26 protein-coding genes are annotated in these 24400 nt (G+C 63.6%); 13 read left to right on the forward strand and 13 right to left on the reverse strand.

Features of this window, described 5'->3' with window-relative positions; translation table 11 throughout:
- Positions 1–5: 5 nt before the first annotated feature.
- The 8 genes from FJ959_RS32520 to FJ959_RS15995 form a co-directional block, all read right to left on the reverse strand.
- Positions 6–1010 (reverse strand): molybdopterin cofactor-binding domain-containing protein, encoded by a 1005-nt coding sequence (locus FJ959_RS32520; protein WP_140630790.1) that lies wholly within the window; start codon positions 1008–1010, stop codon positions 6–8.
- Position 1011: 1 nt separating this feature from the next.
- Positions 1012–2379, reverse strand: coding sequence for a xanthine dehydrogenase family protein molybdopterin-binding subunit (locus FJ959_RS32525; protein ID WP_140499863.1), 1368 nt, complete (start codon positions 2377–2379; stop codon positions 1012–1014).
- Positions 2380–2389: 10 nt separating this feature from the next.
- On the reverse strand, positions 2390–2872 hold the full coding sequence (locus FJ959_RS15970) for a (2Fe-2S)-binding protein (RefSeq protein ID WP_140499861.1): 483 nt from the start codon (positions 2870–2872) through the stop codon (positions 2390–2392).
- Positions 2873–2924: 52 nt separating this feature from the next.
- Positions 2925–3719 carry an FAD binding domain-containing protein gene (locus FJ959_RS15975; RefSeq protein WP_140499860.1) on the reverse strand — a complete coding sequence of 265 codons (795 nt, stop codon included), beginning with the start codon at positions 3717–3719 and terminating at the stop codon, positions 2925–2927.
- 10 nt (positions 3720–3729) lie between these two features.
- A complete protein-coding gene (locus FJ959_RS15980; RefSeq protein ID WP_140567548.1) occupies positions 3730–4173 on the reverse strand; it encodes an SRPBCC family protein in 444 nt (147 codons plus the stop codon).
- 117 nt (positions 4174–4290) lie between these two features.
- Positions 4291–5118: an AraC family transcriptional regulator gene (locus FJ959_RS15985; RefSeq protein WP_140630792.1), complete on the reverse strand. Its 828-nt coding sequence runs from the start codon at positions 5116–5118 to the stop codon at positions 4291–4293.
- 177 nt (positions 5119–5295) lie between these two features.
- Positions 5296–6294 carry an ABC transporter permease gene (locus FJ959_RS15990; protein WP_140580042.1) on the reverse strand — a complete coding sequence of 333 codons (999 nt, stop codon included), beginning with the start codon at positions 6292–6294 and terminating at the stop codon, positions 5296–5298.
- A 61-nt stretch (positions 6295–6355) separates the two neighbouring features.
- Entirely contained in the window at positions 6356–7099 is a 744-nt protein-coding gene (locus tag FJ959_RS15995) for an ATP-binding cassette domain-containing protein (protein ID WP_140500157.1), read from the reverse strand.
- A gap of 455 nt (positions 7100–7554) precedes the next feature.
- Between FJ959_RS15995 and FJ959_RS16000 the strand changes: the two genes are divergently transcribed.
- Positions 7555–8544 carry a sugar-binding protein gene (locus FJ959_RS16000; RefSeq protein ID WP_140580041.1) on the forward strand — a complete coding sequence of 330 codons (990 nt, stop codon included), beginning with the start codon at positions 7555–7557 and terminating at the stop codon, positions 8542–8544.
- A 181-nt stretch (positions 8545–8725) separates the two neighbouring features.
- A complete protein-coding gene (locus FJ959_RS16005) occupies positions 8726–9508 on the forward strand; it encodes a FadR/GntR family transcriptional regulator (RefSeq protein WP_140515839.1) in 783 nt (260 codons plus the stop codon).
- Positions 9509–9644: 136 nt separating this feature from the next.
- Here FJ959_RS16005 and FJ959_RS16010 read toward each other — a convergent pair whose 3' ends face one another.
- Positions 9645–10583, reverse strand: a complete 939-nt coding sequence (locus FJ959_RS16010) for an NAD(P)-dependent oxidoreductase (protein ID WP_140630795.1) — start codon at positions 10581–10583, stop codon at positions 9645–9647.
- A 117-nt stretch (positions 10584–10700) separates the two neighbouring features.
- Here FJ959_RS16010 and FJ959_RS16015 point away from each other — a divergent pair, with 117 nt between their 5' ends.
- Complete coding sequence (locus FJ959_RS16015) at positions 10701–11597, forward strand: NAD(P)-dependent oxidoreductase (RefSeq protein ID WP_140630845.1); 897 nt, start codon at positions 10701–10703, stop codon at positions 11595–11597.
- A gap of 101 nt (positions 11598–11698) precedes the next feature.
- Positions 11699–12475 (forward strand): FadR/GntR family transcriptional regulator, encoded by a 777-nt coding sequence (locus FJ959_RS16020; RefSeq protein ID WP_140516293.1) that lies wholly within the window; start codon positions 11699–11701, stop codon positions 12473–12475.
- 33 nt (positions 12476–12508) lie between these two features.
- Here FJ959_RS16020 and FJ959_RS16025 read toward each other — a convergent pair whose 3' ends face one another.
- Positions 12509–12796: a DUF3175 domain-containing protein gene (locus FJ959_RS16025; protein WP_140499848.1), complete on the reverse strand. Its 288-nt coding sequence runs from the start codon at positions 12794–12796 to the stop codon at positions 12509–12511.
- 199 nt (positions 12797–12995) lie between these two features.
- Between FJ959_RS16025 and FJ959_RS16030 the strand changes: the two genes are divergently transcribed.
- The 7 genes from FJ959_RS16030 to FJ959_RS16060 all read left to right on the forward strand — a co-directional run bounded on the left by FJ959_RS16030 (position 12996) and on the right by FJ959_RS16060 (position 21026).
- A complete protein-coding gene (locus tag FJ959_RS16030; RefSeq protein ID WP_140500151.1) occupies positions 12996–14240 on the forward strand; it encodes an MFS transporter in 1245 nt (414 codons plus the stop codon).
- 164 nt (positions 14241–14404) lie between these two features.
- Positions 14405–15433, forward strand: a complete 1029-nt coding sequence (locus FJ959_RS16035) for a LacI family DNA-binding transcriptional regulator (protein WP_140499846.1) — start codon at positions 14405–14407, stop codon at positions 15431–15433.
- 309 nt (positions 15434–15742) lie between these two features.
- On the forward strand, positions 15743–16870 hold the full coding sequence (locus FJ959_RS16040) for a sugar ABC transporter substrate-binding protein (protein ID WP_140515835.1): 1128 nt from the start codon (positions 15743–15745) through the stop codon (positions 16868–16870).
- Between the two features lie 79 nt (positions 16871–16949).
- Positions 16950–18497, forward strand: a complete 1548-nt coding sequence (locus tag FJ959_RS16045; RefSeq protein WP_140515833.1) for a sugar ABC transporter ATP-binding protein — start codon at positions 16950–16952, stop codon at positions 18495–18497.
- Between the two features lie 13 nt (positions 18498–18510).
- On the forward strand, positions 18511–19491 hold the full coding sequence (locus FJ959_RS16050) for an ABC transporter permease (RefSeq protein WP_140499841.1): 981 nt from the start codon (positions 18511–18513) through the stop codon (positions 19489–19491).
- Positions 19488–20474, forward strand: a complete 987-nt coding sequence (locus tag FJ959_RS16055) for an ABC transporter permease (protein ID WP_140499839.1) — start codon at positions 19488–19490, stop codon at positions 20472–20474. Before FJ959_RS16050 ends, FJ959_RS16055 begins: the two co-directional genes overlap by 4 nt.
- Before the next feature lie 69 nt (positions 20475–20543).
- Complete coding sequence (locus FJ959_RS16060) at positions 20544–21026, forward strand: gluconokinase (RefSeq protein WP_140516289.1); 483 nt, start codon at positions 20544–20546, stop codon at positions 21024–21026.
- Positions 21027–21088: 62 nt separating this feature from the next.
- Here the strand turns inward: FJ959_RS16060 and FJ959_RS16065 are convergent, their stop codons facing one another.
- Both FJ959_RS16065 and FJ959_RS16070 read right to left on the reverse strand, forming a co-directional pair.
- Positions 21089–21538: an Rrf2 family transcriptional regulator gene (locus tag FJ959_RS16065; RefSeq protein ID WP_013530871.1), complete on the reverse strand. Its 450-nt coding sequence runs from the start codon at positions 21536–21538 to the stop codon at positions 21089–21091.
- A gap of 258 nt (positions 21539–21796) precedes the next feature.
- The gene (locus FJ959_RS16070; RefSeq protein WP_140630797.1) at positions 21797–22783 is read right to left on the reverse strand and encodes a sulfate ABC transporter substrate-binding protein; all 987 of its coding nucleotides are present in this window, start codon (positions 22781–22783) and stop codon (positions 21797–21799) included.
- A 167-nt stretch (positions 22784–22950) separates the two neighbouring features.
- Here FJ959_RS16070 and FJ959_RS16075 point away from each other — a divergent pair, with 167 nt between their 5' ends.
- A complete protein-coding gene (locus tag FJ959_RS16075) occupies positions 22951–23226 on the forward strand; it encodes an antitoxin (RefSeq protein WP_140567536.1) in 276 nt (91 codons plus the stop codon).
- Positions 23226–23624, forward strand: a complete 399-nt coding sequence (locus FJ959_RS16080) for a type II toxin-antitoxin system VapC family toxin (RefSeq protein WP_140630800.1) — start codon at positions 23226–23228, stop codon at positions 23622–23624. Before FJ959_RS16075 ends, FJ959_RS16080 begins: the two co-directional genes overlap by 1 nt.
- Before the next feature lie 14 nt (positions 23625–23638).
- On the opposite strand, the gene FJ959_RS16085 is transcribed toward FJ959_RS16080, so the two are convergent.
- Positions 23639–24400, reverse strand: a 762-nt coding sequence (locus FJ959_RS16085; RefSeq protein ID WP_140630803.1) for a sulfate/molybdate ABC transporter ATP-binding protein, incomplete at its 5' end; no start/stop codon positions are given.

Below are 24400 nucleotides of genomic sequence, written 5' to 3' on the forward strand. Positions count from 1 at the left end.
GGTTCTCAGGTCGTCGCTTGCGCCTTGAGCGCACGCAAAATGCGTTCCGGCGTGATCGGTAGCGTGTCGATGCGCACGCCGACAGCGTCGAAAACGGCATTGGCGACCGCCGGAATCTGTGGATTGGCGCACATTTCGCCGGGCCCCTTGGCGCCGTAAGGACCATCTGCCGAGGGCCGCTCCAGCACGATAATCTCGGTTTCGGCCAGGTCGCCGGGACCTGGCATCAGATACTGGTTGAAGTCGGTGCCGCCGTGGTCACGGTTAGGATAATAGGGCTCGGTCGTTTCGTAGAGCGCATGGCTGATGCCCATCCAGGAGCCGCCGACCAGCTGCTGCTCGACCATCTTGGGATTCAGCGCACGGCCGATCTCGAAGACGTTCTTCACCGTCAGCACCGTCACCTCGCCGGTCTCGTCATCGACCTCGACCTCGGCCACCGTGCAGGCATGCGCGTAACAGGTCGACGGCTTCATCGCGCCGGTCTCCTTCTCCGGATAGGAGCGCGGGATGAGGAACATGCCGCGTCCCGAGATCGAGCGGCCGCGCTTGAAATGCGCCGACAGAGCGACGTCGAAGATCGAGATCGATTTCTGCGGCGCGCCCTTCACCAATATGTTGCCCTGACCGTCGGTCTCGAGGTCGGAGGCGTTGACCTCCAACTCCTCCGCGGCCACTTCCAGCATCACCTGGCGGGCTTCCCTCGCCGCCTGGATGACGGCGTTGCCGGCGCGGTGCGTGCCGCGCGAGGCGAAAGTGCCCATGCAGTGCGGGCCGGTGTCGGTATCGGCGGTGTCGACGACGACGCGGTCGGTCGGCACGCCAATTGTCTCGGCGCAGATCTGCGCCATGATCTGCTTCATGCCCTGGCCGAGATCGACCGATGATAGGGTCACCATGAAATTGCCGGTTGGGGTCGAATGCACCAGCGCCTGGGTGGGATCGCCGCCAAGGTTCATGCCCGTGGGATAATTGATCGCGGCAACGCCGCGTCCGTGCCTGATCGCCATGTCAAGCTCCCTTCGCGTAGGAGGACATCGCCATGTATTTCTCGGCCACGGGCCAGTTGGCCGCCCGCGAAGCCTCCTGCATGCACTCTATGAGGGCCGCCCCTTCGGTCGGCTGGCGATGCGCCTTCATATCGCCGTCGCGATAGGCGTTGATGAAGCGGAATTCGAGCGGATCCATGCCGATCAGCCGCGCCAGCTTGTCCATCTGCACCTCCAGCGCGAAGTCACCGATGGTGACGCCGAAGCCGCGCATGGCGGAGGAGGGGGTGCGGTTGGTGTAGACGCAGTACGTGTCGATCCAGACATTGGGGATGGTGTAGGGGCCGGGATAGTGCCCCGCGCCCTTCTGGGCGCCATAGGGCGAATGGCGGGAGTAGGCGCCGGCGTCGGTGTAGCCGGTGACTTTGCGCGCGACGATGCGGCCGTCCTTCATCACGCCGTCCTTGATGACGACCTTTTCGGCCGCGCGAGGTGACGAGATCTGCATCTCCTCCTCGCGGCTGTAGGTAAAACAGACCGGTCGCCCTGTTAGCTTGGCGCCGAGGATCGCGATCGGTTCGACGATGACATCGACCTTGCCGCCAAAGCCGCCGCCGACCGTGCCGCCGACGAAATGCAGCTTGCTGCCCGGCATCTGCAAAATGATCGACGTGTTGTCGAGGGTGAAGAACATCGCCTGCGTGTTGGTATAGCAGGTGAAGCGGTCATTGCCCTCCGGTGCCACGATACAGCCGGTGGTCTCGGTCGGCGCATGCTCTATCGGCGAGGACTGGTAGCTTTGTTCGAGGACGTAGTCGGCCTCGGCAAACCCCGCCTCGACATCGCCGAAGCGCACCTTGCGGCACTCGCCGCTGTCATAGAGATAGTAGTTCTGGCCGTGATACTCGTTGACGAGGGGCGCGCCGGGCTTCAGCGCTTCCTCCATGTCGAAGACGGCCGGCAGCACCTCGTAGTCGACCTTGACCTTGGCCGCGGCTTCCTGGGCGGCGCGCTCCGTCTCGGCCAGCACCGCCACCACGGCCTCGCCCTTCCAGCGCACCTTGCCGTCGGCCAGAACCGCCTCGTCCTCCGGCCCGATCTGGATCAGGATCAGGATGGTGTAGACATTGTGCGGGACGTCCCTGGCGGTGAGAATTTTCACCACGCCCGGATGTTTTTCCGCTTCGGACGTATCGATCGATCGGATGCGGGCATGATGGTGCGGGCTGCGCACCATCTTCAGATGCAGCATGCCGGGAAAGTTGCGGTCGGCGAAATAGGCGGTTTTGCCGGTGACATGGCCGGGCGAATCCGAGCGGGGCCTCGGCTGGCCGATCTCGTTGAGGTCATCCTTGCGGACGTCCGAAAAATAGCTTTTGCGCAGTTCCATCTTGCTTCCCTCAGGCCGCGTTCTGCGAGTTGGCGCGAGCGGCGGTGAGCACCGCCTGGATGATAGGCTCGTAGCCTGTACAGCGGCATATGTTGCCCGACAGCGCTTCGACGACATCGTCGCGGCTGGGATCGGGCGTGTGGTCGAGCAACACCTTGGCCGCCATGAGCATGCCCGGCGTGCAGAAGCCGCATTGGGTGGCGAAGGCGTCGAGAAAGGCGCGCTGCAGCGGATGCAGGACGCCGCCTTCGGCAAGACCCGATGTGGTGGTGATGGCAGCGCCGTTGCAGGTTTCGGCGAGCGTCAGACAGGACAGCCGGAGCTCACCGTCGACGATCACCGAGCAGGCGCCACAGGTGCCTTGATGGCAGCCGCCCTTCGGCGAAGTGTCGCCGATCTTGTCGCGCAAGGCGTTGAGCAGCGTGGTGCCGCTTTCGACGAATTCGGCCTTCTCAGAACCGTTGAGCGTGAACTGGACGGGAACCTTTGCCATTCTTCCTCCTTGCGCGCCTGCCCCGCAGGGCAAGCGCGCGCCCCGAATGTGACTAGCTGAGCAGCAGCCGACCGAGATGAACCGGCAGCACTTGCGCGCGATACCAGGCGCTGGCGATCGGGTCGGTGATTGGTGCGGTGCCGTCGCCCGCGGCGGCCAGTGCCGAAGCGATGCCGTCCGCGTCCAGTGTCCTGCCGAGCAGCGCTTTTTCGGCTGTCTTGGCTCGCATCGGCCGGTCGGCCATACAACCGAGCGCGATGCGCGCCGAGGATATCGTGCCGTCGCCGGCTTGTTCCAGGATAGCGGCGATACTGAGCACCGAGACGCCCTTGGGCTTTACCCGCGAGACCTTCACGAATCGAAAGCTTCCCTGCGCCGGCCGCGTGAAGCTGACCGAGGTGACGATCGCGCGGCTCCCGCCCCGCTTGGCCAGAAACGCTTCCATCGGCATTTCGCCGTCATTGGTGCTCACCATGGCGTCCAGCGCCAGCAGGGCGACTGCGAAATCGCCATAGGGGCTTGGCGCAAACAGATTGCCGCCGACGGTCGCCATGTTGCGGATCGCCGGACCGCCAACGGCACGCGCGGCCTTGGCAAGCTGGCCGAGCTCGGGATGGCGGGCGATCGCCGCCATGGTCACCGAAGCGCCGATGCGGATCGTGCCGCCGGAGACCGTGATGACCGACAAGGCCGGGTCGGTCGACCTGACAAGGCCGGAGACCGAAACGTCGCCCTCATTGGCGGCGCGCAAGACGAGCGTGCCACCGCCGAGATAGCGCGTGCCGGCGGCTTTCAGCGCCGCGCTGGCGTCTTTCACCGTTGCAAAACTCTGCAATGCCAGCGCCATGGCCCGCTCCTCAACCCTGGCCGGTGAAATGGCTCTTCAGGGCGTTGAAGCCGCCCTGGAAGACATTGGCGCCCATGCCCTCGGCCAGCTTGTCGGCTTCTTCGGGTGCTGCGTCGAAGCTGGCGGTCCATTCGGCATAGGTGCGGTCGCCGTCGGTGACGCGCCGCAATTGCAGCGTAGCCCTGTGGTTGGTGAGCGGCTGCGGCGTTTCCAGGATCGAATAGCTGACGAGGAAATTCTCATCGGAGAAATCGAGCAGCTTTTCGCGCAGCCGCGCGCCGCTGGCCAGCTGGAAGTTGCGCACGCAGCCGATCGTGGTGGCGTCCTTGCCGTCCTCGATATGGCTTTCGACCATGCGCGGATGCCAATTCGGCAGTCCGTTGAAGTCGCGGATGCGCGCCCAGACCTTTTCGACCGGCGCGTCGATGACGGTGGAGATGGTGACATCAGCCATATGCTCTTTCCCCTGCAAACGTTCTGCTTGGGACGGTAGGCCGATCGTGGTCGCGGTGCTTATCAATGCGTCTTGGGCACGTATCAATCAGTCTGAAAATAGCCGCTTTCCGGCCCGTCAGGACACTGCTCGCGCCGCTTCGCGATAGAGCGTCGGCGGCACGCCGACATGGTCGCGGAAGAAACGCGAGAAATTGCCCTGGGTGGTGAAGCCGAGATTGCAGGCGACCGATATCAGCGGCTCATGCGACCACTGGAGCTGGCGCACCGCTTCCTCCATGCGCAGCGTGTTCCAGTAGACGTTGGGCGTCAAACTGGTCTGTTCCTTGAACAGGGCGAAGAAATGCGGCCGCGACAGGCCGACGCTGCGCGCCACGTCATCGAAGGAGATACGCTCGCAGACATTGGCTTTCATCAGCTGGATCGCCTTGCGGACGCGGAAATCCTGCATGGTGTTCACGCGGCCACGCGGCTCCTGCGGAGCTGAAGCGTCGGCGGCATCGAGCACCGAGTCGATGAAGCGCTCGATCTCGTAATTGGCGACATCGTCGATGCTCTCATTGTCGGTCAGATGATCGAGCAGGCCGGCAGCAGCCTGGTGCAGCCAGGGTTCGAGCGTGATTGCCGCCTGCGCGAAAAGCGGCGCGGACGAGGGCAGGTCACGGCGCCGCCGTGCCCAGTCCGGGTCGATGTAAAAGGCGAGGAACAGGCCTGGGGTGCCGTCGTGCGACAGCACATGGCTATGCGGCTGCAGCGAGTTGATGCCGGCAGCCGTGCCAGGTCCAAGCAGGACCGTCTCACGGCCGATGGTCATCTCGCCGGCGGTGCCTTCCAGCCAGATGATGAGATGTGCCTCGACATGGGCATGGGTGACGAAGTCGCTCGCGACATTCAGGACAGAAACATGTCCGAACCGGCCCCAGTAGAGCCTGATCGCTTCCGTCATGGGTATATCCTCCCGCAGGCGACTGGCCTCCCTTCGCCTGCTTGGGGATTGTGCGGCCGGTTTTCCGTGTCCGTCAAGGCATAGCCGCACGCCCGGTATTCGCGGCAGGCCGCTTCAGCCGATTTTCAGACTGAGCGATAGGACCGAAATGAACGCCGCTTCGGCGAAGACAGGCTTTTAGTCGCTTCGCCTGAAGTTGCGGATGCGGTCGAACAGCACCGCCAGCAGGATGGCGCCGCCGATGAAGGTGCCCTGCCAGAAGGCGTTAATACCGAGCAGGCCGAGGCTGTTGCGGATCACCTCGATGAGGGCGGCACCCACGATGGCGCCAAAGGCGGTGCCGACGCCGCCGGCGAGATTGGCGCCGCCGATGACGGTGGCGGCGATGACCTGCAGCTCCATGCCGTTGCCGAGATTGGTGGTGACGGCGCCCAGCCAGCCGGTCTGGATGATGCCGGCTATTCCCGCCGACAACGCCGAGATCATGTAGACCGCGACCTTGATCTGGCGCACCGGAACGCCGGTCAGCGTCGCCGCATGCTCGTTGCCGCCAATGGCGAAGATGTGCCGGCCGAACTTGGTCCAGCGCAGGACGAAGCCGGTGATCAGCGCCAAAAGGATCATGTAGAGCACCGGATTGGCGATCCCGAACAGCCAGGCGCCGCCGCCCAGCGCCAGCAGCTTGTCGTGATCGGGCCCGAACTGGAAGACGACGGTGTTGTTGGAGGCCACCATGGCGAGGCTGCGGGCGATCGACAGCATGCCGAGCGTCACCACGAAGGGCGGAAAGCCGAGATAGGCGATCAGAATGCCGTTGAAGCCGCCGATGACGAGTGCGGTGACGATCGAAGCCAGGATGCCGACTTCGATCGAAAACCCGGCATGCATGGTAACGGCCAGCACCATCGAGCACAGGCACAGCACCGAACCGACCGAGAGGTCGATGCCGCCGGTGATGATGACGAAGGTCATGCCCAGCGCGACAATGGCGACGAAGGTGACGTTGCGGGTGATGTTGAAGAGGTTCTTCGGGGTGGCGAAGGCATCCGTGGCAAAGGACAGGAAGATACAGGCGAGGATGACGGCGATCACCACCCAGAACGTCTGGCTGGAGAGCAGCCGCGACAGAAAACTGTGCTGTTTCTGCGCGATCGTCTGATCAAGGGTGACTGCCATTATCGACCTTTCCTGCCGGGAGCGAAACGCGCCAGCGCAATGAAATCCGGTTTTGCCGCTCTCACACCACCTGCTCGATGGCGCCGGTGATCAGCCCTGTCACTTCCTCGGGCGAACTCGAGGCGATCGCCTTGTCGGCGACTTTCCTGCCGCGCCGCATGACGATGACGCGGTCGGCGACGTCGAAAACGTCGGGCATGCGGTGGCTGATCAGCACCACGGCGATGCCCTGGTCGCGCAAATGGCGGATCAGGTTGAGGACTTCGGCGACCTGACGGACCGAAATCGCCGCCGTCGGCTCGTCCATCAGCACTATCTTGGCCTGCGACAGCATGGTGCGGGCGATCGCCACCGCCTGGCGCTGACCGCCGGACATCTGTTTGACGAGGTCGCGCGGGCGCGTCTCGGATTTGAGCTCGGCGAATATCTGGCCGGCGCGCTTGTACATGGCGGCATAGTCGAGGATACGGAAGGGCCCGACGCCGCGGCGCAGTTCGCGGCCGAGATAGACATTGGCCGCCGCCGTCAAATTATTGCACAGCGCCAGATCCTGGTGGACGATCTCGATGCCGTGCTGGCGGGCCTCGACCGGCTTGTGCAGGATCAGATCCTTGCCGTCCATCTGCATGGTGCCGTGGCTCGGGCGGAAATTGCCGGCGATCATCTTGACCAGCGTCGACTTGCCGGCGCCGTTGTCACCCATTAGGCCGACGACCTGGCCGGGCTCGATCGACAGCGACACGTCGTTCACCGCCTGGATGGCGCCGAAATGCTTCGAGATGTTGGTGAGTTCGAGAACCGCCACCAGCCTTTTGCCTCCCATGTCTGGCCGTCTGTCCCGGAAGGGGCGACGGCTTCGGTTCGCTACCCCAGCTCCTCCCGGAAGCAGCGACCCGGTCATTTACGCAAATGCCTGCGCGGGCGTCAATTGTCTGACGAATAAGATTTGGGCAATTGTCGGACGAATGAGATCCCGCTTTTCGGGAAAAATCCGTTTTGTAGGACAAATAGCAATTGACGTTGGCAGCAAGCCGTTATTAGTTGAGCGTCGGAGGAAGATATGCCGGCTTTGACGACGTCGTTTGACGGGGCAACCGGTAGAGGATTATCGATCGTGCCGGCATCGTTGCCGGGCTGGTCGCATCTGAAAATACTTATCGGCCTGGCCTGGCGGCACGAGCGCTTGCTTCTGTCATCTCGCATTCGGCCGATCTGTGTGGCGGGCACGCCGTGTCCGTCTGTTTCCAAGGGAGGACTGACATGAGGAAAACAGTTTTGCTCGCCGCCGTCGCCGCCATGGCGTTGGGCGCCGGGCCGGCTTTGGCCAAGAAGCAGCTCGTCATCGTGGTGAAAGGTCTCGACAATCCGTTCTTCGAGGCGATCCACCAGGGCTGCGAGAAATGGAACAAGGAAAACGCCAACTCGGAGTATGAGTGCTTCTACACCGGTCCGGCGTCGACTTCCGACGAGGCCGGCGAGGCGCAGATCGTGCAGGATATGCTGAGCAAGCCGGACACGGTGGCGATGGCGATTTCGCCGTCCAACGCGCCGCTGATCGCGCAAACGATCAAGAGCGCCAACCCGTCGATCCCGATCATGACCGTCGATGCCGACCTTGCCAAGGAAGACGCAGCACTTCGCAAGACCTATCTCGGCACCGACAACTATCTGATGGGCAAGAAGATCGGCGAATACATAAAGAAGGCCAAGCCGAATGGCGGCACGATCTGCACCATCGAGGGCAATCCGGCGGCCGACAACATTCTTCGCCGCGCGCAAGGCATGCGTGACGCGCTGTCGGGCAAGGAAGGACTTGCAGCCCTTGCCGGCGAAGGCGGCTGGACGGAAGTGGCGGGCTGTCCGGTGTTCACCAATGACGACGGCGCCAAGGGCGTCCAGGCGATGACCGACATTCTTGCCGCCAACCCCAAGCTCGATGCGTTCGGCATCATGGGCGGCTGGCCGCTGTTCGGCGCGCCGCAGCCCTATCGCGATCTGGTTGGACCGCTGAAGGACAAGCTGGCCAGCAACGACTTCGTCATCGGCGCCGCCGACACGATCGGCGACGAGGTGGCGATCGCGCGGGATGGCCTTGTCACCGCGCTGGTCGGCCAGCGGCCGTTCGAGATGGGCTACAAGGCGCCGTCCGTGATGATCGACCTGGTCGAAGGCAAGAAGGTCGACGATCCGGTGTTCACCGGCCTCGACGAATGCACCAAGGATACGGTCGACACCTGCATCCAGAAGTAGGCGTCTCGATCGGGGCGCTCGTCAACGGGCGCCCCGCCACCTCTGCTGACGAACAGGGACACGCATTTCAGGGGCAGCGGCTCCGGCTTTGGCGCGCCCGTGGTTCGAATTTTCGGCAATGGCATCGGCGCACCCGACAGTTCCTGACCGGAACAGGTACGGCCGACGCATTGGAACGTGGATGCCGGACGAAAAGTCAAACAAGCGAGCCATTCGGACCAAGGCACAGGCCGGCCGCCGTCCAGCCGCCATGCGCCGGCCCGATGCGGCGCACTTTCCCGGTGCCAGCGTGCACGCCTCGCTGGCCAGCGAGATCGGGCTCAGGATCGTGCGCGGCGACTATCCGCCAGGCACCATCCTGCCCAACGAAGCCCAATGGTCGCAAACGTTCAACGTCAGCCGCTCGGCGGTGCGCGAGGCGATCAAGATGCTGATGGCCAAAAGCCTGCTCGCTTCGCGCCCCAAGATCGGCAGCTGGGTCGAACCGAAGGAGCGCTGGAACCTTCTCGACCGCGACGTGCTCGCCTGGTACGCGACCGCGCCGGACCGTGAGGTGTTCCTGCGGACGGTACAGGAGTTCCGCCATATCATCGAGCCGGAAGCGAGCGCCTTTGCCGCGGTGCGGCGGACCGACGAGCAGATGGCCGAGATCAGCCAGGCCTGCCGCGAGATGGGCGAGGCGGCAAGCCTTCAGGAGCGCATCCGGGCCGACACGCGCTTTCATCTTGCCATCCTGCGGGCCTCCGGCAACGATCTGCTGGTGCCGCTCGGCGTGCTCATCGAGTCGGCGCTCGACCATCTCTTCGTCTTCACGACTCAGCAGGTCGGCGACCAACGGCGGGCCCAGAGGCTGCACGAGGCGATCGAGAAGAATATTCGTTTGCAGCGCCCCTCAGCGGCGCGCAACGCCGTGCACAAGCTGCTCGCCGATACGGATGAAGGGATCGGAAGAGGGCGAGGGTGATCCACGCTCGCGCTTGGTGATCACCTTTCTATGGGCAATGCGTAGTCTTCTGCGGCCCTTCGCAGGCTCCGGGCGTTCGAAGCTCGAAAAGCCAAGCTATTTGGCTTTTCATCCGTGCGCGGACCGCTTCTCACCCTTAAATCGTCTGTTTCTTTCCATTTTTCATCGGCATCAGATCGACACCGTTGACCTTGCCGATATAGGTGGCCAGCATCGGCACGTACTGCTCGGCCGGTCCGGTGGCGTGTGCCCCGGCGAAGGCGTTCTTGGTGGCGTTGCCGAGCGGGTTGGCAATGCCGGCAGAACCCGCCATCGATTCGAGGTAGGTCAAGTCCTTGAAGGCGTTGGCAATAGTGAATTTGTGGGCGTCGCGGTCGCCCTCCAGCGTCCAACGCATGAAGGTCTGGTAGAAGCCGCAATCCATGCGGCCGTTGCGGATGACGCTGTCGAAGCGCGCCGGCGATATGCCGACCTTCTCGGCCAAGGCCAATGCCTCGGAAAAGATCGCGGCATAGCCCAGCGAGACGAAATTATTGAGCAATTTCATGCGGTGGCCGTCGCCGGTGTCGCCGATATGGACGATACGGCCGGCCCAGGTTTCGATCACCGGTTTGATCCTGGCAAAGACGGCGTCGGGTGCGCCGACCATGGCGTCGAGCGTGCCTTCCCAGGCCTCCTTCGGCGTGCGGCTGAGCGGTGCATCGACATAGTCGACGCCGAGCGCCTTGAGTTCGGCGGCCAGCGCAACGGTCGAGACCGGGTCGGAGGTCGAGCAGTCGACGACGACCGAGCCTTTTCTCAATCCTTCCTTGAGACCGCCGGGGCCTCGAATGATCGCTTCGACCTCACGCGAACCGGTGACGCAGATGAAGACGATCGTCGATGCCGCCGCCACGTCGCGGGAGGTCGCGGCTTCGTGGGCGCCGCGATTAGCCATATCCTCCGCCGGCTTGCGATTCTTGCGGCCGAGAAAGGTCAGGTGATAGCCTTTATCGACGATATTCTTGGCGATGCCATGACCCATCAGGCCAAGGCCGATGAAGCCGATCTTCTCGCTCGGGGCGGTCGTGTTCATTCTGTCTGTCCTGTGTTGCGATTATCGATAATGTCGCCGCTGTTTTAGCCGCAAGCGGTTGCAGAAAGCAATATTGTCTGACAATACACATAATCCTGAGCTTTCGTGGAGACCAGAATAATGAAGCGGATCATGTTTACCGGCGGCAGCGGCAAGGCTGGGCGCCACGTCGTACAATATCTGGTGGAGCAGGGCTGCCAGGTGCTCAACATCGACACCAAGCCGCTCGACAATCCCAAGGTGCGCACGCTGATCACCGACATCACCGACAGCGGGCAGGTGTTCAACGCGCTGTCGAGCTATGCGGGCTTGCATGAATTCGACCCGTCGCTGCGTCCCCAGCCCGTCGACGCCGTGGTGCATTTCGCCGCGATCCCCCGCATCATGATCACGCCCGACAACGAAGTGTTCCGCATCAACGCGCTCGGTACCTACAATGTCATCGAGGCGGCGGTGAAGCTCGGCATCCGCAAGGTGATCATCGCCTCCAGCGAGACGACCTACGGGCTGGTCTTCGCCAACGAGCCGCGCGCGCCGAAATATTTCCCGCTCGACGAAGAATACGACGTCGATCCGATGGACAGCTATGCCCTTTCCAAGGTCGTCAACGAGAAGACGGCACGGGCCTTTGCGCAGCGCGACGGTACCGACATCTATGCATTGCGCATCGGCAACGTCATCGAACCGCACGAATATTCCCTGTTTCCGAAATGGTTCGCCGATCCCGGTTTCCGCAAGCGCATCGCCTGGAGCTATGTCGATGCGCGCGACCTCGGCCAGATCACGCTGCGCGCCATCGAGAAGGATGGGCTCGGCTACCAGGTGTTCAACGCTGCCAATGACGACACGTCGTCGGACCTGCCGACCGCGGAACTGCTGAAGCGCTTCTATCCCGGAGTGCGGGTCAAGGGTGAGCTCGGGGAATTCGAGACGCTGTTGTCCAATCGCAAGGCGCGCGACATGCTGGGCTTTCGGCCGGAACACAGCTGGCGCCAATACGTCAAGACCACCTGAATAGGGGCAGATCCGGGTTGATCTGTGCACAGAAGCCGGCTTTGCGGGCGAACCCGCTTGCCGTGCTTGACAGCTTGCTCAATCCGGACTTTCTGGAGCCTATGCGGGACGCGAAGCCGAACAAGGAAAAATCGCCGGCAAAAGCGGCATCGGCCGAGCGTCAGGCCGGCGTTCGCCGCACCGATGCGGCGCGCATTCCGGGTTCCAGCGTGCACACCTCGCTGGCCAGCGAAATCGGGCTCAGGATCGTGCGCGGCGACTATCCGCCCGGCACCATCCTGCCCAACGAAGCCAAATGGTCGGAGACCTTCAGCGTCAGCCGCTCGGCGGTACGCGAGGCGATCAAGATGCTGATGGCCAAAAGCCTGCTCGCCTCGCGCCCGAAGATCGGCAGCTGGGTCGAGCCGAAAGAACGTTGGAATCTGCTCGACCGCGACGTGCTTGCCTGGTACGCGACCTCGCCGGACCGCGAGGTATTTCTGAAGACGGTGCAGGAATTCCGCCACATCATCGAGCCGGAGGCATCCGCTTTTGCCGCAATGCGGCGGACCGACGAGCAGATGGCCGAAATCAGCCAGGCCTGCCGCGAGATGGGCGAGGCACCAAGCCTGCAGGAGCGCACCCGCGCCGACACGCGCTTTCATCTCGCGATCCTGCGGGCGTCTGGCAACGACCTGCTGGTGCCGCTCGGGGTGCTGATCGAATCCGCCTTCGACCATCTCTTCACCTATACGACGCGGGAACTCGACGATTTGCAGCACGCACAGAAGATGCATGAGGCGATCGAGAAGAACATCCGCCTGCAGCGGCCCGACGCGGCGCGTGCCGCGGTGCGCAGGCTGCTCGCCAACACAGACGGCGTGATCAGGTCACGATAAGCCGTTCCAGGAACCCGTCACGCGGCTTTCTGCCTACTCTTCCTTCTCACGTCCGAACGCCGCGCGCAGTTCGTCCTTGGCGTCCTCGAGCACCTTCTTCTGCTTCGCCGGCAGGTTCTTGCCGGCACGGTTGATGTAGAAGTTCAGCATCGACATGGCGGACTGGAACGGTTCGGCCTTGCGCCGGTCGCTGTGTTCGGCCGACCGCTTGAGCGAAGCCGCGATCTTCTTCGGGTCGTGGGATTCGAAGACATGGTCTTCGAGATCCATGGCATTGCTGTGCTCGGTCACCTCAGCCGACCATTTCCGTTTCGCGGTCATGGCAATCTCCTTCGCGTTGAGCCGATTGCAAAACGTCCCTTCATCGTCGCACGTTCCGGTGAGCCCGGAACCGGCGAACCTTGGAACCATGGAATTACCCACGTGGCGCTGCTCGGCGCCGCGAATGCGCCGATAGTGGTGGAAGGACCGTCGGCCGCTAGGCCGCATGACCGCGACAATGGTCAATGTCGATGACGGAATGGGAAACAGCTTGGCCTCGATCTTCTCCTCACCAGCAGCCGGCAATGCGGTCGTCGACAGCTCGCATGCATGGATACGGCTGGCGGTGTCGATGCTTTTGTCAACAGTCGGCGGCGTCGGCATGTGGGCCGTGGTCGTGGTGCTGCCGGCCGTGCAGGCCGAGTTCGGCGTCGACAGGGCCGACGCCGCTCTGCCCTACACCGCGACCATGGTCGGCTTTGCCGCCGGAAACGTTCTGGTCGGGCGCGCCATCGACCGTGTCGGCTACTGGATCCCGGCGCTTGTTTCCTCGATGGCGCTGGTTGCCGGCTTCCTGCTGGCGGCGCTGTCGACCTCGATCCTGCAGTTCACGCTCGCCCAGGGCCTGCTGATCGGGGTCGGTACATCGGCGATCTTCGGGCCGCTGATCGCTGACATCTCGCACTGGTTCAACCGCCGGCGCGGCGTCGCCGTGGCGGCGGCCGCGGCCGGCAGCTATCTCGCCGGAACGATCTGGCCTACCGTCATGCCACCCCTGATGAAGGCGGAAGGCTGGCGCTTCACCTATGTGGCCATCGGCATCTTCTGCCTGGCGACCATGGTGCCGCTGGTGCTGATGCTGCGGCGCGGCGCCCCGATCGCGGCCGCCGGTTCTGCGGGCAGCCGGCTGGTGCAGCCGATCTCGTTGTCGCCAACGGCACTCCAGGTGCTGCTCGTCATTGCTGGTCTTGGCTGCTGCGTGGCGATGTCGATGCCGCAGGTGCATATCGTGGCCTATTGCATGGATCTCGGCTACGGCGTCGCGCATGGCGCCGACATGCTGTCGATCATGATGGCGGCCGGCGTGGTCAGCCGCGTGGCTTCGGGCTTCGTTGCCGACCGCATCGGCGGAGTGAAGACCCTGCTTATCGGCTCGGTGCTGCAATGCCTGTCACTGTTCTTTTACATTCCCTTCGACGGGCTTGCCTCGCTCTATGTCGTTTCGCTGGTCTTCGGCCTGTCGCAGGGTGGCATCGTGCCCTGCTATGCGATCATCGTGCGGGAATACATGCCCGCCAGGGAGGCCGGCCAACGCGTCGGCATCGTCATCATGGCGACCATTTTCGGCATGGCGATCGGCGGCTGGATGTCGGGCTGGATCTACGACCTGACCGGCTCCTACGCCGCCGCATTCCTTAACGGCATCGCCTGGAACCTGCTGAACATCCTGGTGATGGTGCTGGTGCTTTGGAAGGCAAGACGCGGCGCGACGGCGATGGCCTGAGGCAAAGCGGAAGCACTCGCCCGCAAGCGCCTCGGCTTGACAACGGGCCGGGGCTGCGCGACGCCGGAGGTGAGTGGTGCGGCACAGGCTGGTGAAATGGCGACAGCAACGTCGATCGTATTGCGGCAGCGCCTTGGCGGCCACGCACCGCATGGAGCCTGTCCTTGATCAAGCCGCGCTCGCGCCGAGGCGGCGGCCGCCCGACCATATCAGACGTCGCGCGCAAGGCGGGCGTAGGCGCCATCACCGTGTCTCGCGCCTTGCGCGAGCCGGAGCGGGTCTCGCAGGACCTGCGCCGCCAGATCCAGGCCGCCGTCGACGAGCTCGGTTACGTGCCGGATCCCAACGCGCGGGCGCTGGCCTCGGCCCGCGCCGAGGTGTTCGGCGTGCTGGTGCCGTCGCTTACCAACAACGTCTTTGCCGAGGTGGTGCGTGGCATCTATGACAGCCTGTCGGATAGCGCCTTCCGCATCCAGCTCGGCAACACCCACTATTCCGGCCTCGAAGAAGAACGGCTGCTGCAGGTGTTCGGGCCGCAAAGGCCGGCGGCGCTGATCGTGGCCGGCATCGACCAGACGCCGGCCTCGCGAAAACTGCTGGAGAATGCAGGCTGCCCGGTGGTCCAGGTCATGGAAACCGGCCCGGACCCGGTCGATATGATGGTCGGCTTCTCGCATCTGGACGGGGGCAGGGCGGCGACTGAGCATCTGCTCGAAGCGGGGTACCGCCGCATCGGATTCATCGGCGCGCGCATGGATCCGCGCTCGCAGCGGCGCTTGGCCGGATACCGCATGGCAGTGGAGAAAGCCGGCCTGTTCGATCCACGACTGATCACCACCACGCCGGTGCCGTCCAGTGTGACGCTGGGACGCGAACTTTTCCGCGACGCGCTGGCCAAGATGCCGACGCTCGACGGCGTATTCTGCAACAATGACGACATCGCGCTAGGCGCGCTGTTCGAGTGTCATCGCGCTTCGATCGGTGTGCCCAAGAGGATCGGCATCGTCGGCTTCAACGATCTCGACATGATGCAGGTGGCGTTTCCCTCCGTCACCAGCATCCGCACGCCCCGCTACGAGATCGGACGGCGGGCAGTGGCCATGGCGCTGGCGGCGATAGGAGGCGAGCCTCCGCAGCAGCGCGTCGTGGATCTCGGTTTCGAACTCATGCGCCGCGAGAGCACGGCGCGCTGAACACGCTTTCGCGATCAAGAGAAAGGGCGCTTTACACACCGTTCATGGTAGCGCTACCGTCGTCGTCGGACAGGAAAGAGAAATGCAACGGTACGGCGCCTGTCTATTATACATGAGCGACAACTAATTCTTGTTTATTATGTATAATATGCTATTTTCCCAGCAACTTGGGAACGACGGGGGAGGAGGCATCGCATAGACCATTGGCCATCGGAAAGGCAGGTGCGGCAAGGCAGGAGGAGCCGGAGCCGACCGTGCGAAATTCACATCGCGAAACGACGTCAGAATTACAAAATGGGAGGATTATCGATGATCAAGTCACTGGTAGGTGGCATCGTTGCCGCCAGCGCATTCGTCATGCTCAACTCGGCCGCGATGGCCGCCGGCCCCGAGATCGTGCCGGGCCCGGCCGCCCAAGCCGACTGCTTCGCGCCTTGGAGCGCGGACACGAAATTCTTCAAATATCCCAAAAAGGAAGGCCCATACCGCATCGCCTTCGCCAATGGCTATATCGCCAACACCTGGCGCATCCAGATGGTGCAGACCGCAAAGGCCTATGCCGCCCAGCCGGACGTCAAAGCCAAGATCAAGGAATTCAAGGTCGTCTCGACCGGCGAGGACGTGCCGGCGCAGATCTCGGCGATCAACAACTTCATCGATTCCGGCTATGACGCGATCGTCACCGACGCGCAGAACCCAACTGCTTTCGGCCCGGTCATCAAGCGCGCCAAGCAGGCCGGCATCGTGCTGGTCGCCTTCGACAACATCCTCGACACCAAGGATGCCATCAACGTCAATGTGGACCAGAAGGGCCTCGGCGAATTGTGGGCCAAATGGCTGGTCGCGAAGGTGCCGAATGGCGGCAAGATTCTCGAAGTGCGCGGCGTTGCCGGCACCTCCGTCGATACCGATCGCCACAACGGCATCCACGAGGTGCTCGACGCTTCCGGCAAGAAATGGGACGTCACCGAAGTCGCCGGCAAGTGGGACGACGGCGTGGCACAGAAGGTCACCGCCGACGCGATCGCTACCAACGGGCCATTCGACGGCATCACCGGCCAGGGCGGCGACACCGGCATCGTGCAGGCGATGATCGATGCCAAGCATCCGTTCGTGCCCTTTGGCGGTGAAACCGAAAACGGCTTCCGCAAGTTCTGCGCGGCGCATTCGGCCGACGGGTTGAAGTGCTCTTCCGCGGGCTCGGGCCCGGCCCAGGTCGCCGTCGCCATCAAGACCGCGATTGCAGCGCTCGAAGGCGAAGTGGTGCCGCAAGAGGTGAAGCTGCCGCTGGCGATCGCCGAAGATCCGAACATGAAGGAAGGCACGGATTACTTCCCGAAAGAGTCGGACAATTTCTTCGTCGGCAACTCCTTCCCAACCTGCGGCATCAACTTCAGCGCCCAGGAAATCATGGGTCAGACCAAGGAAAATCAGTAGTTTCCAGTGGATATCGTTTCGGCGCCGCGGCTAAGCCGCGGCGCCGGTTCTTAAATGTTCGAGCGCCCTGGGAGGGTTGATGGACGGTGCGGCTCCGCTCTTGCGCATGGAAGGCATATCGAAGCGCTATGGCGGCGTGCGGGCGCTGGAGAAGGCCGACCTGTCGGTCGAGGCCGGCAGCATCCACGCCATCCTCGGCGAAAACGGCGCCGGCAAGTCGACGCTGATCAAGATCATGGCGGGCGTCGTTGCGCCCGACGAGGGCCGCATGGTGCTGGACGGGCGAGAGGCGACCTTCGCCTCGCCGGGCGCCGCGAACAAGGCCGGCATAGTCTGCATCTTCCAGGAGTTGTCGCTGATTCCCGAACTCAGCGTCGCCGACAACATCGTCATATCCGATCCGCCGAAACGCTTCGGCATGATCGACCGCAAGGCGCAGCGGCGCATCGCCGAGGACGCGCTGGCGCGTGCGGGAGCATCCGACATTCATCCGCTGGCGCTGGTCAAGGACCTGCCGCTGTCACGCCGGCAGATGGTCGAGATCGCCAAGGCATTGGCCAGGAAGCCACGCATCCTGATCCTCGACGAGGCGACCTCGGCACTGACGGCGGCGGATGTGTCGAAGATCTTCGCTGTGCTGAAGCGGCTGCGTTCGGAAGGGCTGGCGCTGCTCTACATCTCGCACCGCATGAACGAGATCGCCGAATTGGCGGACCAGTGCACGGTGTTCCGCAACGGCCGCAATGTCGCCAGCTATCCCGCCGGCTCGAAGAGCGACAGTGAAGTCGTCGAACTGATGATCGGGCGCGAATACAGCCATATCTTCCCGCCCAAGCCGACATTCGCGCCGGCCACCACCGCGCCGGTGCTCGAAGCCCGCAAGCTCTCCTGGACGGATCGCCTGCACAACATCTCGCTGTCGGTCAGGGCAGGCGAGGTGGTCGGCCTCGGCGGCCTCGACGGGCAGGGCCAACGCGAATTGCTGCTCGCTTTCTTCGGCGTCCTGCGTGGCCTTTCCGGCCAGATCCTGGTCGACGGTAAGCCAGTGGGCATCGCCAGCCCCGCCGCCGCACGCGAGAACGGCATCGGCATGGCGCTCATTCCCGAGGATCGCAAGACCGAAGGCCTGATGCTGCCGATGACGGTGCGCGAGAACCTGTCTTTCGCCGCGCTCGACCGGCTGTCGAAAGGCGGCATAATAGACCGCGCCGCCGAGCAGCGGCTTATCGACGACATGGTCGGCCTGCTGGCGATCAAGACGGCCGGCCTCGACATTCCGGTCGGCGCGTTGTCGGGCGGCAACCAGCAGAAGGTCGTCATCGCCAAATGGCTGATGCGCCAGCCGCGCATCATCCTGCTCAACGATCCGACGCGCGGCATCGATGTCGGCACCAAGCAGGAGCTGTATCAGCTGATGCGCAAGCTGGCGGACGCGGGGGCGGCAATCCTGTTCTATTCGACCGACTATGACGAGCTGATCGGCTGCTGCGACCGTGTGCTGGTGCTCTATGACGGGGCGGTCAAGCGCGAATTGGTGGGCGCCGAAATCACCGAACGGGCTCTGATATCAAGCGCGCTCAACATGCCTGGCGGGGATAGCCCGGTGAACCGGGGAGCGAACGCGTGAAAGGGATTTTGGCGTGAAGGATTGGCGCTACTGGTTGGCGGAGCAGCGCGGAACGCTGCTGGCGCTTGGCATCTTCATCGTCATGTTCGTCATCTACACCGCGAACCATCCGGCCGGCTTCACCGCCAATGTCGTGCAGACGGCGGCCAACAAGGGCGTGCTGCTGGCCTTCGTCGCCATGGCGCAGACGCTGGTGGTGATCACCGCGGGCATCGACCTTTCCGTCGGCATGATCTTCCTGTTGACCAACTGCCTGGCCTCGTGGCTGGTGGTGGGCACGCCGGTGCAGACGGCGCTTGGCGTGTTGGCGGTGCTGGCCGTCGGACTGCTGTGCGGGGCGATCAACGGCGCCATCGTCATCTACGGGCGGCTGCAGCCGATCGTCGCCACGATCGCCACCGGCGCGGTCTATTATGGCATCGGGCTTCTACTGCGGCCGTTCCCGGGCGGATCGGTCAACGAGGATCTGGCTGACGCGCTGACGGGCCGTGTGTTTGACGTGGTGCCGGCCAGCATGGTTGTGCTCCTGGCCGTCGTGTTGGTGATCTGGGTGCCGTTCAGCCGTTCGGTGCTTGGCCGCGCGGCCTATGCGGCAGGGTCGTCGGAAATGGCGGCCTACATGTCAGGCGTGCCCATCCGGCGCGGCAAGTTCGCAGCCTATACGCTGGCGGGGCTGCTGGCCTCGATCGGCGGCCTGTTCCTGACGTTCTTCACCTATACGGGCGAAGCGGCCTATGCCAGCGGCAACTCCTACACGCTGTTTTCCATTGCCGCCGTGGTGCTGGGCGGCGTCTCGCTGTTCGGTGGCAAGGGGAGTGCCATCGGCGCGATCTTCGGCGCGCTCGCCTTCCGCACCATCGGCGATCTCTTGTTCGTCTTCGATTTCGATCCGCTGTGGCAGCCGCTGTTCCAGGGCGTTATCCTGCTGATCGCCGTCAGCCTCGGCGCCTTCGCCCTGTTTCGGGTCCGCAACCGGCTGGAGTGGTTCCTGTGAGCGAGACGACATTGGGTGGCCTCGCCGGCCGCATGCCGAAATTCATTCGCCGCGCCGATCCCGCGGTGTTGACGGCCTTTGCCTGCATCGTGGTCCTGCTCCTGCTGGGCAGTCTTTATTCGCGCAGCTTCCTGTCGCCTGAATATCTCTTGCAGCAGCTCAAGGTGGCCTCGTTTCTCGGCGTCATCGCCACCGGCATGATGCTGGTCATCCTGCTCGGCCAGATCGACCTGTCGGTGCCGTGGTCGGTGGCGGCGGGCGCGATGATGGCTTGCGCTGCGGCCGCCTATGGCCCGGCCGGCGTTGCGTTGGCCATTCCATTCGGCATCTTGTGCGGGGTGCTGATCGGCATCGTTAACGGCATCGGCGTCGCCTATTTGCGCATTCCCTCCATGATCATCACGCTCGCCACCAACGCCGTCGCGCAAGGGCTGATGGTGGTCTACACCGGCGGCTTCTCGCCCCAGGATTCGGCCACCGGCGCCATGCGCTACCTGGCTACCGGCTTTGCCATTCCGGGAGTTCCCAACGCGGTCATCATCTGGGCGCTGATCGGCGCCGCGATGGTGTTCGTTCTGACCCGCACCGGCTTTGGCCGCACCGTCTACGGCATCGGCAACCGCGAGCGTGCCGCCTACCTCTCCGGCATCGACACAAGGCGCGTGGTGATGATCGCCTTTGCCGTCTCCGGCGGGCTCTCCGCCTTCGGCGGGGTGCTGCTTGCCGGCTACGCCTCCAAGGCGGCGCAGTCGATGGGCGACGCCTATCTCCTGCCGTCGATCGCGGCCGTCGTGCTGGGCGGCACCTCGATCCTTGGCGGGCGCGGCTCCTATCTCGGCACTGTCGCCGGCGTCATCCTGATCACGCTCCTGCAATCCATACTGTCGGTCATGCAGATGCCGGAGGCGGGTAGGCAGATCATCTACGGCGTCGTCATCGTCGCCATGCTGCTGCTCTACGGCCGCGCGCCGGCAAGCCGCTAGACCATCGTGGCGGAAAGGACAGTTCAATCGCCGACAGGCACCAACGGGCCGGCGCCGGTCATCGTGGCAATGGGCGTCGCCGGCTGCGGCAAGTCGGCCGTCGGCATGGCGCTCGCGGAGAGACTGGGCGCCGTCTTCATCGAAGGCGACCGGCTGCATCCATCGGAAAACGTCGCACGCATGGCCAGAGGCGAGCCGCTGACAGACACTTTGCGCGAGGGATGGCTCGATGCGATCGGCGAGCGCATCGCGGCCTCGGCCGGCAAAGGGCAGGGTGTTGTCGCCGCCTGCTCGGCGCTGAAGCGAAGCTATCGTGAACGACTGCGCGGCTTCCGCCGTGACATCGTCTTCCTTTACCTGGAGATCGATCCGGCCATGGCGAGGCTGCGGGTCGCCAGCCGCAAGGGCCATTTCATGCCGGCAAGCCTGGTCGACAGCCAATTCGCCATTCTCGAGCCACCGGCGGCGGATGAGCGGGCGCTGACGCTCGATGCGACGCGCCCGATCGCCGACCTCGTCGCCGAGGCGGTGCGCATGACGCGGCGGTTCTGAACCTTGATCGGCGCCATACCGGCATGCGACTTACGCCGGCAAGTGCGGCGCATGCGCAGGATCTAGATCTGCGACGTCAACTCGACCGGAAAATCATCATTGTCGGCATCGCGCATGGCGGCAAGGCTGCGGTTGTCCAGCACCTCGGCGATTGCCTGGCGCACCTCGAGCATCATGTGCCGGACCTGGCACGTCGCTTCGTCGCAATCCTCGCAGCGCTGATACTGCGTGCGGCTGGCGCATGGGATCGGCGCCAGCGGCCCGTCCAGCACACGCACCACATGGCCGATCTTGATCTCCGAGGCCGGGCGGGCGAGGCGATAGCCGCCTTCCTTGCCTTTGCGGCTCTGGACGAAGCCGGCATTGCGCAGCTCGCCCAGAATGGCATCGAGGAATTTTTTCGGGATGTTGTTGGCGACCGCGATGTCGTTGACGAAGGCCAATTGGCCAGCCGGCAAGCCGGACAGATGCACGAGGGCCTTGAGGCCGTATTTGCCTTTTTTAGTCAGCATGCCCGAGTCAACCCATGAAGCCCCAACAATCCGCATCTGGCGGCTGTTTGTGTGCAAATGATGACGGGGCTTGTGGAGCGCTGCCGTTTCGCGAACAAGCCGATTTGTCGGCACGTTAGGCGCAAACGCGTTGATTCTTCGTAACCTTTTGCGCGGCTGGCGTCGTATTTGCCATATTTTGCCGCAAACGGCGAAAGCCGGCAAAGCGCCGGCTTTCCTGATTTGCTTACCGTAACGTGCTATCGCGCCGCGAAAACCTTATCGGCTGCCATAGGCCTGGTCGAGCAGGCCGCCGGCGGCGAAATGCTCTTTCTGGATGTTGTCCCAGCCGCCGAAGACGTTTTCCACCGTCAGCAGGCGCACGTCCGGGAAGTCGGCCTTGTGTTTGGCGGCGACGGCCGTGTCGCGGGCGCGCAGGCCATTGTCACCGGCGATGTCCTGCCCCTCGGGCGTATAGAGGAAATCGAGATAGCTTTTGGCCAGATCACGCGTGCCATGTTCGTCGGCGACCTTGTCGACGATCGCCACCGGGAATTCTGCCAGCAGGCTGACGGAAGGCGTGACCTGCTCGAATTTGTCGTCGCCATACTCCTTGCGGATGCCGCGGGTTTCGGATTCGAACGTGATCAGCACGTCACCGATCTCGCGCTGCACGAAAGTGGTGGTGGCTGCGCGCCCGCCGGTGTCGAAGATCGGCACGTTGTTGAACAACTTGGTGATGAATTCCTTCACCTTGGCGTCGTCGCCCTTGAAGGCCTCCTTGGCGTAGGCGGTCGCCGCCAGATAGGTGTAGCGCGCATTGCCCGAGGTTTTCGGGTTGGGGAAGATCACCTGCACGTCGTCGCGCACCAGGTCGTTCCAATCCTTGATGTGCTTGGGGTTGCCCGCCCGCACCAGGAAGGACGGCAGCGAATAGAAGGGCGAGGCGTTGTCGGGAAAATCCTTCTGCCAGTCGGCCGAGACGAGGCCCTTCTTGACCAGGAAGTCGATGTCGGTGACCTGGTTGAAGGTGACGACATCAGCGCCGAGCCCTTCGGCGATGGCGCGTGCCTGAGCCGAGGTGCCGGCATGCGACTGGTCGATGCTCACGCCCGGGTGCTTCTCGATGAATGCCTTGTTGACCTGGACGAACAGTTCGCGGCCGACGTCATAGGAGGCGTTGAGCAGCTTGTCGGCAGACCAGGCTTGGGAAGATGCGAGGAACAGGCCGGCGACGGTGGCGACGCCGAGGAGAAATCGCTTCATGAAATAAGACTCCGTGTAGTGCTTAATCACCTGACCATAGTCCTGCGCCACTTGCCCGACGAGGCACGTGCAATAGTTTCGCGGTGCCACCGTAAGAAAAAATGTCGTCATGAACGCTGTCATTAGAATTTTGTTCCGCCCAATATGCATATACAAAGGAGGCAACCATGCCCCAACACCGCCATTCAACAACACGGCCGTCGAAGGAGGCGAAGCTGTTTCGCAATAACCGCAGCCAGGCGGTGCGCATTCCTGTCGAGTTCGAGCTCCCCGGCGAGAAGGTCCTGATCAGCCGTGAAGGCGACCGCCTTGTCATTGAGCCGATCCGCAAAGCTGGGCTCGGCGCGTTGCTCGCCCAATGGGCAAACGAGCCGCCGCTCGGCCCCGAGGACAATCTTCCCGAAATCAATGATGCGCCAGTCGAATCCGAGGACATTTTTTGATGCGGTTCATGCTGGACACCAACATCATCAGTGACATGATCCGAAATCCGGCTGGCAAAGCCGCCAATGCAGTGGAGCGCGAGGGAGACCACGCCATTTGCACAAGTATCGTGGTGGCCTCGGAATTGCGATATGGCTGTGCCAGGAAGGGATCAACCAAGCTGCTCAAAAAAGTCGAGCAATTGCTGGCTGAGATTCCGGTCTTGCCGCTCGATGTGCCGGCGGATGCAGAGTATGTCGCCCTTCGTGCAGAGCTGGAGGCCGCCGGCCAACCCATTGGCCATAACGACCTTTTTATTGCTGCGCACGCCTGCGCTATGGGCATCACTTTGGTAACGGCCAATACGGGCGAGTTCATGCGAATCCGCAACCTGAAGATCGAGAACTGGCTGGAGTAGTGCTCGGTCTAATATCAAGCCGCCGGAAACAGCTTCCAGCGGCCCGGGCGGAACGCTACCCGGCTCTTCTGTGCCGCGGGATGGTCGACGGGCAGCTCGATCTCGACGCGCTGGCGTTCGCCGCCGATCTCGAGTTCCACCCGGCGGGTGCCGGCGACGCGGCGGCTGGCGACCACCGTGCCGGCGATGCAGCCAGAGCAGCCGCTCAGCAATTCGACGTCGTGCGGGCGGAAGTACAGCCTGGCGTTGCCGCTGGCGGCCTCCGGCGCCGACAGCCCGATCGGGCGATCGGCGAGCCAGACCTCGCCATTCTCGACCTTGACGGGAAGCGAGCTCGATTCGCCGATGAAGCCATAGACGAAAGGCGAGTTCGGCCTGTCATAGATGTCGTCGGCGGTGCCGACCTGCTCGATGCGGCCCTGGCTCATCACCACGACGCGGTCGGCAAGCTCCAGCGCCTCTTCCTGGTCGTGGGTGACGAAGACGGTGGTGTGGCCGGTGGCGTCATGGATGTCGCGCAGCCAGCGGCGCAGTTCCCGGCGCACCTGCGCATCGAGCGCGCCGAACGGCTCGTCGAGCAGAAGCACTTTGGGTTCGATCGCCATGGCGCGCGCCAGCGCGACGCGCTGGCGCTGGCCGCCGGATAGCTGCGCCGGATAGCGCTTTTCCAGGCCCGAGAGCTGGACCAAGTCGAGCAGCTCGGAGGCGCGGCGGCGGATCTCCTGCGCCGGCGGCCGCGTCGAGCCCTGCCGGACCTTGAGGCCGAAGCCGATATT

This window comes from Mesorhizobium sp. B2-2-4 (assembly GCF_006442375.1).
In the GTDB taxonomy this organism is placed as follows: domain Bacteria; phylum Pseudomonadota; class Alphaproteobacteria; order Rhizobiales; family Rhizobiaceae; genus Mesorhizobium.